This is a genomic window from Dactylosporangium sp. NPDC048998, from assembly GCF_043197855.1.
GTDB lineage: Bacteria > Actinomycetota > Actinomycetes > Mycobacteriales > Micromonosporaceae > Dactylosporangium.
The window spans coordinates 1-13,103 of sequence record NZ_JBICTV010000043.1 but is presented as its reverse complement, the minus strand read 5'-3'; the positions used below and the strand labels follow the sequence as shown (position 1 = coordinate 13,103).

Sequence of the window (13,103 nt, the reverse complement as noted above, 5' to 3'; positions counted from 1 at the left end):
AGTCCCCGTCGTGTCCACAATGGAGGCAGCCATGACGCTCCCCATGCTCAGCCGCTTGAAGGAGATCTGCGGCGACGGCGTGGTGCCGGTGCCCGGCGGCTGGGCCCTGAACCTGGGCCCACAGTCCAGTGTGGACGTCACGGGGCCGCAGCTGCCCGGTGTCACACAGTTCCACCCCGGGTCCGGCCCACTGGACCTGCCACGGATGTCGCGCTTTCTCGACCGCCAGCCGCCCGAGGCGCTCGACCGCACGGTGCACACCCTGCCGCGGTCGCCGGGCCGCCTCACCCTTTCCGGCCTGGGCGAGCAGGCCGATCTGCTTCGGCTTCCGGTCCAGGCCTGGGTGGCCGACCTGCGCCCGGACGAGCCCGGCGCGGCGTTGCCGTTGGCCCCGCACCGGGTGATCTATTTCGATCGGCACGGGCAGATGACCGTTCCCGGTCAGGGCGATGTGGTACGCGTGGTGCCGCGCTCCAGCCGCGCACCCCGGCCCTACGCGGAAGTCAACGACGAGGTGGCGTCGATCGTCGCCGCGCACCCGCATCCGCCCGGCCGGATCGTGTTCAGTGACGGGGGTGTCGAGCTCGGGCTGCCGGCCGCGCTGGTGAACCATCGACGGCCGGTGGCCACCGGCCTGCGCGGTGCATTCGAGCGGGAGGATGTCGGGGCGGTCGGCGCGGTGCCGGTCGAGGTTCTCGACGGGTACGTCGAACTGCTTCGCCGCATGCAGTCGGCGGCACCGGGCGCCCACGGCCTGGTCGCGGTGGACGGCGCCGCCGGTACCTCGCTCTATCTGGGGGTGCGTGAGCCCCACGGGGTCTCGTTCATCGACCTCGCGACGTTGCGGGCGGCCCTGCTCCCCCAGGACGCGGCCGGCATATCGTTCGGGATGCTGCCGGACTCGCTGTCCGTCCAGGACGTCCTGTCCGCGTTGAACACCATCGCCGCCGGGCGCTCCCCTCGCGTCGAGCGCCCGGTGGCGCCGGCCGGTGCGGGGCCGGTCGGGCCGACCCGGCTGAACCGGTTGCAGCTGGCGGACGCGGTGCGCGACACCGTCCGCGCGGTCGGCTCCGGTACCGACCAGATCAACTGTGTCGCGTTGCTGGACGCCCTGAAGGACCGGCTCTACCCCACCGGTGTACGGGCCACCGGGGTCCACGATGACCTGGCCCTGAGTACCGGCCGGCCGGAGGGCACGCTGGTACCCGGGGCCACCTGGAACAGGGTGCCCTCCTGGGACGACCTGCGCCGCGCGGTGTTCGACGCGGGGCCGGGCGCGGCCGCGTTCGTCTTGCTCGGCCGCCGGTCCGGGATCGGGCACGGATTCGCCCTGTACCACCTCGCCGACGGGACGATCGTCCGGGTGGACGTCCAGGCCGAGCCGGACAGGCGGATCGTCGAAGGAGTGGACGGCCTGGAGCCGGTGGCGGCGACCCGGGCGGTCGTCGTCGACGACACGGGCCGGGTGGTCGACAAGGCATTCGCGCCGGTGGTCGAGTCGGCCGGCCCCGTCCGGGCCCAGCTGGACACGCCGAACGATCCACGCTTCGGCATGTCGCGGCGGCAGCCCGGCCCGGATTCACCGAACGGGGTACGGGCGGACACACCGACGACCGTCGAGTGGGCGCCACCGGACACACCGACGACGGTCGAGGGGGCCCAGGATGTGCAGAGCCGGCCCCGTCCCCCGCGCCCGCGTCCCTTCAGCGAGGATTCGCTGACGCCACGGGAGCGCCAGATCTGGGACGGCACCCACCTCTCCGCGGCCGAGCAGGCGAGCATCAGGCCCGACATGGTGTCGCGCAGCCTGCGACAGCGGCGGATCACGGTCATCCTCAACCGGCGGCGCGATCTCGCCGAGACCCAGCGGTCGCTGCAGGCCGCCCGGGCCGCGCTCGACGCGGCGCCCGAGGGCCGGTTCGCCACCATCGCCGAGCGCGAGGAGCACGTCAACGCGGCGCTGGAAGGCGCCCGGCAACGGTGGAACCGCGAGGTTCCCATCCCGCACCGGGAGGAGCCACCAACACCACCAGCGGTCCTGCTGAGGATGGCCCGGGAGGCGCTCGGGCACGAGGAGCAGCGAGCCACCATGTACCTGGTCGGCTCTCCGCGCGACATCCGCACCGAGCGTCAGGTATACCTGGACCTCGCGATGGACCACGTCGATCACCCGCGGATGGCGCTGACCGACGACCAGCATCGCGAGTGGGACGGCCACGACGCCGAGGCGGCGATGCAACGCGTCGCCATCCTGGCGAACGCGGTGCGCCGGCTGGCCGCGACGGTCGACGGTGACGAGGTCGCAACAGCGCCTCCTCCGCCCGGCACCCGTCCGGTAGTCGGCGGGCCGCCCCTCGACGGACTGTCCGATGGGGAGTGGCAGACGATGCACGGCGGGCCACTGCACATCCGCCCGCCGATGGACCTCACCCTCGCTCCCGAGCAGCACCACCGCGCTGGCCGGCACGAGGTGCACACGTTGCGCCTGGAAATCAGGCGGCTGTCCAGAGCCCTCGAGGACATCACGAGAACGGATCCGGTACCGCAGGCGCACAGGCAGCGGATGTTTGAGCCCCTCGAGCCGATCGCACCGGGCCGGCCTCTGGCCCGGCCGCGTCTCACCCGGCCCGGGCGGCAACTGTTCCGTACCGTACTGGCGACCGGACGGCGGGAACTGGTCACCTTGGCCGCACACGACGAGCACCGGTGGCCGACCGGCGGGCGGCGGCTGGGTACCGCGGCGGACCTCGACGTCGACCCCGTCAGCACGTCCGAGGCACCGGAGATGCCGGCGGGCATCAACCCGAGGACCAACACCGACACCAGCAACATCGAGGAGGTTGAGGGGTCGGTCCAGTACGAGTACTACACCGTCGACCGGACGACCGGGCTGAGCGCCAAGGAGGTGCTGGATCCGCGGGAACGCATCCACGAGACCAAGCCTCTCGGCGGGTACGAGCCGGGTGGCTACGCGTGGCGGCACGGCCGCCGGGTGCCGGTAGGAGAGCCGAGAGCACGGGTACTCACCTACGACGAGGGCACCGGTCGCTGGGACGTGGTCCCGATGGACACCCGGCACGTGCCGAGCCCGCCGGACCGGGACGCGGACGGCCGGCCGGTCGGCTCGGCACTCCCCGCGCCGGCATCGGCCGCCAGCACCCGGTACCAGGTGTTGCGGCGTGATCCGGACGGCGTGATCGATCTGCTCACGTACCACGGTGCACCGAACGTGGCACCAGGTCCGGGCGGCCCCGGCGGCATCTATCAGTACCACCGGCTGGACGGTACGCGAGCGGGCTGGCACGCCGGTGTCATTCCCGGCTTCCCGGCCACGACCGTCCGTCTGGAGGGCACGGTCGCCGGCCAGACGAGTGTGGCCCTGGTAAGGGACACCGACACCGGGTTGTGGCGGCCGGTGCCGACCGTGACCGAGGACACCGCGCCGTCCGGGACTCCGGCACCACCCGCGCCGCCGCGCACCTTTCACCGGCTCAACCAGACCACCGGCAACCTCGAGGACCTGCCGGTCAAGGCGATCCAGCTCGACGTCCTGGAGCTGGACCTGGGTACCGGTGCCGTCAAACGTGCCGCCTTCGCCGCCTCCTCCGGCCCGGACATCGACGGCCTGGCGCTGGACCCGCTGAACAATCTGGTGCTGCCGCCGGCCACCGCGCGCGGCTCGCTGCGCTACGACCCGGACGCTCACGAGATCCAACTGCACCCGAGCGATGATTCGAGCGGGGGTGGTGGCACGTTCGGGGACGGCCGCCGACCGACCGGCGGCGGCCAGTGGGGCACCGCCCGGCCCACCCCGGGCGTCGGCGGTGGTTCCCGGGTGGTCACCCGACGACCGATCACCACCTTCACCCGGACCGCGGACAGGTTGGCCGACCGACCGGCGGGCGACACCCCGCGGCCGGTGGTCGACGACGCCGACACACCGCCGCCTACGCCGCAGCCGGTACGTAGGCCGCAGCCGCCGACTGACCAGCGGCGATCGCGGCGCTCGACGACCACTGCCGGTGTGCCGCACCGGGTGATCCGGACGACCAGGAGGACGCCCTCTCCTGACCGGTTCGACGAGCCGTTGGCCGGGGTGCTGGACCCGCGCCGAGCCCGGATGGCCGTAGGCAGCTTCAACCAGGTGCTGGTCACCCACCGTGGCGTGGCGCCGAGCAGCCTGCCGCGGCTGTCCCCAGCCATGGCGGCACTGAGCACCCAGTTCAACCGATCGTCGGCCGGCGATGAGCCGGTAGCCAACCGACCGTCGTCATACGGCACGCTCGGGGGGGCCACCCCGGCCGGAACCGGTACCCCGGTGGCGGATCCGCCGCCACTCGCCTGGGGCCGGATGGACGATCAGCAGTTGAGCTCCGAGGCGGCATCCGTCCTCGACCGACGTGGGCTGCACGCGGTGGCCGCGGACGAGCCGGGAGGCGTGATCGGTACCGTGCTGTCCAGCGGGGTCCTGCACCGGGTACCCGGGATGCGGGCGCTGACCACGAGCGCCGCGACGGTGTCGCCGGACAGCATCGCCGGGATGCTGCTCGCCGAGCGGATCGACGGCGGCTGGCCGATGCTCGGAGTGTCCATTGTGGACCAAGCGATCGACGGTGCGATCGCGGGGTGGATCGCCGCCGGGCTGCCGGCCGACGCCGTACCGGAGCCGGTACGTGCGGGGCTGGCTGGCAACGACGGGCAACCCTTGCCCGGTGCCGAGGTACTGGTGCACCTGGCCGCGATGCTGGCTGGGCGCCCGGTCGACGTGGTCCGGTCCGACGGCAGCCAGGTGCGATACGGGCCGGACTCCACCGAGCCACCGATGGTGCTGGTCGCGGACAGCACGGATACGTTGCTGGCGACCGTGCCGCGGGACCTCGTACCGGCCGTGCTGGCGGCGGAGCCGGCCCAGGTGCTGCGACCCGGCCTGCCGGACGACCCGACCACGGTGCAGGACGACGCGGGTTCACTCGACGAGCTGGGCCGGGCACTCGCGACCATCACCGGCGTCGAGAACCTTCCGCTGCCGGACCCCGAGCAGTGGGCGGCCGGACTGCGTACCCAGCTGGCCGGCAGTGACTCCGTCGACCAGAACGGCGGCATTCCGCAGCGCGAGGACGCCACCTTGGACACCGCGCTCGCCGCGGTGCGCGACGCGCTGTCCGACACGCACCGTACCCTGGCACCACCGCACACCAGCTGGCCGGGCGTCATCGAGCAGGCCGGCGACCCCAACATCCTCAACCGGGAACAGGCCGACGCGCTCCGCGATCGGGGGTTGGCCGCGGTTTGGACCCGGCCGGGCGGCAACGCGCTGTTCGAGGCGCTACGACTGGCGGGTCGCCACGGTTCGGTCCGGCTGGGCAACATCGCGGATGTACCCGCCGCGTCGTTGCGATCGGCGTTCGGCGCGCTGGTCCGGGCCGAACTGGGCCGGCCGGGCGAGTCGCCGCTGACCGCCGCAGAGCGCTCGGACGCAACGGTCGGCCGGGCCGCCGTGCTGGACTTCGCGGCCCGGCTGGCCACCCCGACGGGTGTGCTGTACCCGGAGACACCGCACCTGCTGGCTCGCACGATGACCGCCGTGTTCGGCGTGGATGTCGAGATCATCGGGCCGGACGGGACGCCGCACCTCTACCAGGTCCCCGGCGAGCGCGCGCCACGCCAGCCGTTGACCCTGGTCGTGGACGCGAACGGGCACGTGATGGCGACGGTACCGCTACGATCACACCCCGGTACGGTCCGGGTACCCGGTCCGCGGACCGTCCAGCTGGAACTGGCGACGTACGTGCACCCGGCGGTGGTTCTCGAACCGCCGTCGGACAGTAGCGACCTGGCCGGCGGTGACGTCTCCGACCTGTCTGCCGAGGGTGTGGCCGACCATGAGTCGACCGACCACCAACCCACGACCGACCGGGACTCGCTCGAATACGCGACCGACCCGGAGCCGGGCGGCCCCGACGGCGGCCGGCCCGGTGCGGGCGGTGAGCCGCCGATCGATCGGGTGCGGCCCCCGCTGGTGCTGCCGCCCGCCCATTCCACCGTGCACTCGATCGGGATCCCGCGCGGTACCCTGCCACACGTCGACGAACTGGTGAGCCAGGTACGGGCGGCGGCCATCGCGCGCGGCCGGCCGATCGCCGAGCGGCAACTCAATGAGCTGGGCCAGCGGCTGCTGGGCAACTACCGGCAGGTGGCCGGCGGCGGTCACTCGGTGACCCTCGACGGTGTCGAGTTGCTGATCACCATGGCGCCCAGTGACCCGCGGTTCATCCCCAACCCGGCCGGCTCGTACGACCTGGTGGCGCCCGGGCCCTCGCGGGACGCCGAGGCGGGCCGGGAAACGAATGCGCAGGGACGGTTCCGGGCCAACGAGAACACCCACGGTACGTTCAACACCGGCGGTGTCTCCCAGTCGCACACCGGGCAGGGCACCTCGCTGCGTGGCCGGCTCGCGGTCGGCTTCGGATTCGGGGTGGGTCCGGGCGTGCTTCAGGCGGGCAGGTTCGGCGGGGGCATCGGCGGTACCGCCAACGAGTCGGCCTGGACCACGTCGCAGTTCAAGGATGCCGAGTCCGGCCGGGTGGAGTCCAACCGGGTGGACTCCACGCTGATCGCCTACCGGCCGAACTGGACCGTGCAGATGCGCAGCGACCCGGCGCTGGATTGGGACGACGTTCCACCGGTCTGGAAGAGCGACGGCGCGCACCAGGACCCGTTGCTCGTCTACATCCCTGACCACTACCTGGGCGACGCCGGGCCGCAGGTGATCGCCCATGACCCGGGTCCGGGCGCCCCGGGAGAGGCGGAGTTCGAGGCCAACCAAACCCGGCTGCCGGACACCTACTTCGCCTCCGGGCTGACCGGGCTGCCCAAGCTGTACGACAACATCGTCCACCAGGTACAGGCCGGCGGCGTCCCGATGCCGCTGGGCAGCCCGATGCGCGAGGAACTGCGGCAGAAACTGTGGAAGCTGGACGCCAACCTGGGCACGGCGATCAACGAGCACGACGGCTATCGGATCACTCTGCACGACCAGCACGGTCAGGCGGTCGCGGTGGTGCGGGTACATACCATCCGCAGCGCCCGGGCGCAGCGGGCCGGCGCCACCAGCAATGTGTCGCACCTGGAGCGGGTACGCACCGCGATCGTCGGGCAGAGTGCCAGCCACGGCGTCAAGAACGAGAGCAGCGCCCAGGTCAGCGGCGGGGTCGGCCTGGCATCGTCGCTGGGGTTCGGCTTCTCGGTGAGCGCGCATCTGGGCTGGACCTGGACCAACAGCGACACGACGAACGCCGGTCGGACGGGGCTGTGGGTGCTGGTGTCTCGCTACACCGGGCACACCAACGGGTACACGATGCCGCTGCGCCATTGGGCGACCGTGTCGACCGTTGCACGACCGGCCGCCCGGCCTGCATTGACCGACTCGGTGGATGGCACCGCGCTGGTGCGGCTGCCCGAGCCGGCGGCCTACGCACATGGGCTGCCGGTCGACAGCCGCGCGGTGAACGGTACACAGCCGAACCAGCGGCGGATTGCGTACCGGCCCGGCGCGACGCGCGACACCGGCGGGAGGCGGGCTACCGGCGGGGTGCTGCCCAGGCACGTGTACGACGGCCGGGGTATCGGGATGGGCCTGGCCCGGGTCGACGACGAGGCGGTGACGCGGCTGCGGAACCGGGTGATGACCGAGCTTCGGGAGCGGGGCTTCCTGCCGCCGGACGACGACCGGCCGTTCCACCATTCCACAGCGGTGTACGACCAGGTGACGCAGAACATGCAATTGGCGAACCTGAACGTGGTGACGAAGTTCGTCTCCGGCGACGGCCTCGATTCGCACTTCGATCAGTCCCTGCAGGACGGGCTGCCGTTCACGCTGACGGTGCGTGAGCCGAACGGAAAGTTGCGCAGCGCCCGGGTCACCATCAACGCCCGCCAGTACCTCGCCGAGTACACACCGCCCCAGGGGCTGGTGACCGACCCGGAGCAGTCGCCCAACTCGCAGTACTACCGGCGCCGGACCGGCGAATACCACCTGGTGAACCTGGCCATCGGGACCGGCTCGGGCGGCATGCGGGCCGGTGGCGGCCAGACGTTCGCCGCCGGCGCCGGGGCGAGCGTCGGCCTTGGCCTGTTGAAGAACGTCGGCGGCGCTGTGGAGTTCCAACGCTCGGTCGGCGCCAGCCAGGGTGTCGGGTTCGTGGTCAACCGGCCGGAACTGCTGGAGTATCCGGGCGACGTGGACGAGTTCGTATTGCCCACCAGCTACTTCGCCACCATCGAGTACGACGACGGTACGCCGACGATGCGCAACGAGGACGACCCGGTGCGGGCCGAGGTGACCGTCCATCTCGTCCCGCTGCTGAACACCGGGATCGCCGAGGCCGGCCCGGCGGCAACCGCCGGCAGCCCCACCCCGCGCGAGGTCATCGACCAGGCCGTCGTCTACCACCTCGACACGTCTGGCTTGCTGGAGGCGGCACGCACGCTGCAGCCTCAGCTGACCGGCGTTGGCGCGACCAACGATGAAGAGGTCAACAACTTCGCCGGCCAGATCATGCAGCGCTCGTTCCTGAAGGAGGCGCTGGGTCACCAGTTGCAGACCAACCAGCTCTTCGAATCCGGGCTCGTCGCCGACCGGCACGGCGCGCTCGCGGTCTCTGCCGATCTGGGCGCGTCCACTTTTGTCGGCGCGACCAAGGACCAGTTCACGCTCGGCCTGATCAAGTTGTGGCTGGCGCAGGCGTCGCACACGTCGTCGCGTGGTCGCGGGATCACCGTGGACCAGCTCGACCTGGCACTGCACGGCAATCCGGGACTTCCTTTGCTGACCGACATCACCGGCGAGGTCGACCGAAGCGTGCACTGGGGCTGGAACCGCAACGAGTCGATGAGCCGTACAGGCGGCAAGGAGTTGCTCGAGCTGGACTTCCACCGGGCGTACGCCTTCGCCACGACGGTCGATTTCGTCGTCCAGGGGATCCGAGAGCGGGGCGGCAAACTCGTATCGGCCCGGCCCGAGCACAGTACCGTCACCGTCGACGGCAAGGCCATGGTGTACCTGCTGGCCGAGCCGGAGGCACTCGCCGCGTACGCCGACGGTCACGTGCCGATCAGCCTGGCGCAGCTTCAGAACGCGTTGGACCGGTGGCAGAACGGCGAGCTGACCCTGTCCAACAATCTGGTCGAGCGGATTCTGCGCCGGCTGATGAACGACTACGGACCGGGTGACTCCGCTCTACGGGCGTGGTCGGGTGGCATCGCCGAAACCGTGGAGGACGGGCACCGGGACGCGCTTCGGGCGGCCCTCATCAAGGCCGGGCTGGAGACCCCGAACGACCTGTGGTCCGCGCCGTACCTGACCCGGACCGGGCCGCGCGCCCTCGGGCACAGCGGCGTACACGACTTCACGTTCAACGATAGATCCAGAATGTTCGATCTTGTGTACGAGGCGGTGGAGGCGGCCGCACCCGGCCTGCTGGGCGTCCGGCAGGAGGACTGGGCCCAACGGATGCGCGAGCTCAAGACCCAGGTGTGGTACCGCAAGGTGGTACCCGGTGGGCAGTCGTTGTTCGGCCGGGTACCGGGTGGCCTGGATCTCCTGCAGAGCATCATGTCCGGCGGCCGGGAACAGTCGATGCTCGAGGACATGTTGGGCACGCATGGGATCTCGTTCTTCCTGGTCAACCCGATCGGCGACACGCTGACCGACGTGGTTGAGGTGAACCTGCAGCTTTTGACCTCCTCCACCCCGACGGTCAGGGACTTCGTCGGCGGCACCGGCCTGGAGAACTACGGGCACGCCTACGCGGAGCAGACCACTGGTACGTCGCGGGACTCGACCCATACCTCGACCCTCCCCAAGGTCGGCCTGGCAGGCGCGCACCACACCTCGGGGGGCCCCGAGCTGCACTTCGCCGACGGTCACCACGAGGGCGTCACCCACGCCACCCAGAACACCGAGGAACAGACCGCGTACGACTGGACCGGCGAGTACCGGTTCGACATAGCCACCGAATTTCGGCTGACGGTCCGCCGGCTGGACATGGTCAGCCGGCCGTTGAACAACACGTTGGTCCACGGGTACCGCAGCTGGGCGGGTCACACCGAACCGGTGGTGGTGCGCCGTGCGGGCAACCTGGTCCTGCGGGTGCCGCGCGGACTGGCCGAGGCACAGCCACTGCAGGGGCCGGACCCGGTCATCGACCTGTCGGCGCTGCCCCGGCTGCCCGGCGATTCGTACATCACCGCCGCGCTCGTGGACGACGCGCTGCCGGCGGCCGAGGCACTACTGGCCAGGGTGCTCGGCCCGGTCGCGGGCGACCCGGGGTTCCGTTCGTCGATCTCGCTGCCGGTGCTGCTGTCCCGCAGCCATCTGACCAATCACCTGACGAAGGCGCTGGCCGGCCGGGAGTACCTGCTGGTCGACAACATGTTCATCCCCGGCCACTCCAGCAACCGGGTCAGTATGTGGCTCTCCGGCGACCTGTACAACCTGCGGGTGCTGGCGCCGATCGTCAACGCCACCGGCACCGGCCGGTATGCCAAACACCAGGCCGGCACCAATGCCTTCTCGAACCACGACCGGCTGCGCCCCTCGTTCGTGGGCGGCGTCGACCAGGCCGCGCAGACCCATCTCAACGACCCGGCCAACCCGACCCAGGCAGGGGCAACCGACACCTTCGACGCGAGCACTTCGGCCAGCCGGGTGGCGCCGCGCGGGGTGAACAACTCCGCTGGCGACAACTACCGCAACGAGACACACATCAAGCAGCAGGGCGAGGTTTTCCTGGTCGAGGCGGACGTGGTGCTGCGCCTGGCGGCGGAGCGGAACACGGACAACCCCCTGCTGCCCGCCCGGCACCAGAGCCGCGAATACAGCGACCCGATCACCGGAACGGTGTTCCTGGAGATATTCGCCGACGAACTGGTGGAGCTGCAGGCGCGGGCGGCGGCCGCCAACGCCGCCGCGGCCGCGTTCGTCGATCCGGCGACCTGGCCGCGCGCAGACCGGCAGTCGCAGGAGTTCCCGCTCGATGAGCAGCTGATCAACGTCGGCAAGGAGATCGGCGACGTGCGCCGCACCCCCCGCGAGGTGGCCCGGCGCATCCAGCGCAAACTCGACCGGCCGGGGCCGATCAGGTTGACCAGCCAACCGGGTCGCCGAGTGTTCCGGGCGTACGAAGCGGTGCGGGCCTGGGCGTTCGAGCATCTGGAAGAAGTCGACCCGGCGGCCGCCACGCGGGTATACGCCGAGCAGGCGCTCCTGCCACACCTGGAGTTGCAGCTCGCCGGGCCGAATCGGGCGGAACCGGCTGACGTGGCGGAGACCTGGACGAGGATCTGGGATCTGGTCCGCGAGGTCAACGAACGCCACACCACGCCGAGGGCGCTTCCGCCGGAGACCGCCTTGGCCGGGCTGGACAATGTGCACACGGCCCGGCAGGTTGCCCGGGATCTGGGTCGCCACGTCCAGCTCGAAGACGTCGACCAGTTCGGCGATCCGGTGGTGCACAGCATCGACCCCGCCGGCCGGGTGTTCCGGCTGGACAACTTCGGCGAACCGTTGACCGCGCCCGCGGCGTACAGCATCCTCCTTGACGAGCTGAACCGGGCCAGCGCCGTCGACCCCGACGGTGAACCGGTGGATCCCGCGCGCTGGCAGGGCCGGCAGCTTGATGAGGACCGGATCCGCGCCGGGATCGACGACGTCGCGCTGTACGGGCTTTACCGCACATCGTGGAGCCGATCGCAGACCTTCGAGCAGGCGATCCGGGGTGCGATCGCTGACCACGACCGGGCGCTCGCAGATGCCGTGGAATCGGTGGATCCTGCTCCACCGCCCCCGTCACCTCCCGCGGACTCGGACACCCACAGCGTCCTGTCGCGCCGCCCGCGTCCACGCGACGGGTCATTCGCCGAGTCGGATCACGACGAGGTACTTTCCCGGATGGCGTCCTTGCGGCGGCGATTTGCCGGCCATCGGCCGGAAGAGGGCACCGTGGACACCGACACGGAGTCGGACAACGAGGTGCGCGCTCCGAGCGACGCCGGATCGTCATACGACCCGCGCCCGGACGTTCCCCGCGAGGGTGCCTGGCGCCGGCCCGGTCTGGACAGCCTGCGGGGCGTCGTTGAGTCATCGACGTCCGACGAGCCGACGCCGCTGACATCGGCGCACTTCCCGCCGTCTCAGGAATCTGTCGCGGTGCGGCGTGATCGGGCGCTGGACGAGCTCGGCCCGGACGGGCGCGCCGCTCTGCGTGAGCGTGCCGCGCAGATCGTCCGGCGGATCACCTTCGGGCTCGCCGACAACGAGACGGCCGCCTCGCATTACCCGGGCCGGGCGATCGAGTCGGGCATCTCCCTGCACGAACAGATGCGATTCCTGCTGCCGAGCGAGCCGTTCGGCCGGCTGCAGGACGTGGCGGACGCGCTGCTCTTCGAGGGCCCAGGGTCGGCCGAACTGGTGGCCGACGGCCTGCGTTCCCAGGTGGAGACGGCGTTCGGCAGGCGATTGCGGCGACCGGCGCCGGACTTCGACGAGGTGGACCCGAACCGGATCGATACAGGACAGCAGGCCGCGCTGGGACGGCTCGGCCGGTACGCACGGTGGACTCCGCCGGGCGACGACAGTTGGTTCGCCTCGGTGCTGCGGGCCGCACGCGAGCTGCCCCAGATGCCGTCGGCACTGGCCGGCATCGACGTCCACGACCCGGACGCGCTGCGCGCGCTGATCCACGGTCAGTTCGCCGGCGCGCCGGGCTTGTCCGAAGACAACGGTTTCCTCATCGACCAGATGTTTGATGTCCCTATGGCCGCCCAGTTCCTGGGAGTGCAGATCGTCGTGGTGGACCGCAACGGCCGCCAACACGTTTTCGGAGCCGGGTCGGCGATCTACCTCGTCCGCAATGGCAACCACTACATGCCGGCATTGCCGAGCCGGCCGGTCGCTCGGATGGATGCCGGGCCTTCCGCGCTCGAAGTGAGTGATGGTGCGGTTGTCGATGTGGTGTCGGTTGGTGGGTGGCGTCGTGGGGTGGATGGTGGTTATGAGGTGTGGCAGCGGGTGGGGGGTTTGCCGGTTGATGTGCGGCGTGGTG

At 71.0% G+C, this 13,103-nt stretch carries 1 protein-coding gene; it reads left to right on the top strand.

Annotated features, from left to right (window positions below):
* Positions 1 to 31: 31 nt before the first annotated feature.
* The coding region (locus ACGFI8_RS43040; RefSeq protein WP_392813609.1) for a hypothetical protein at positions 32 to 13,103 on the top strand (13,072 nt) is incomplete at its 3' end.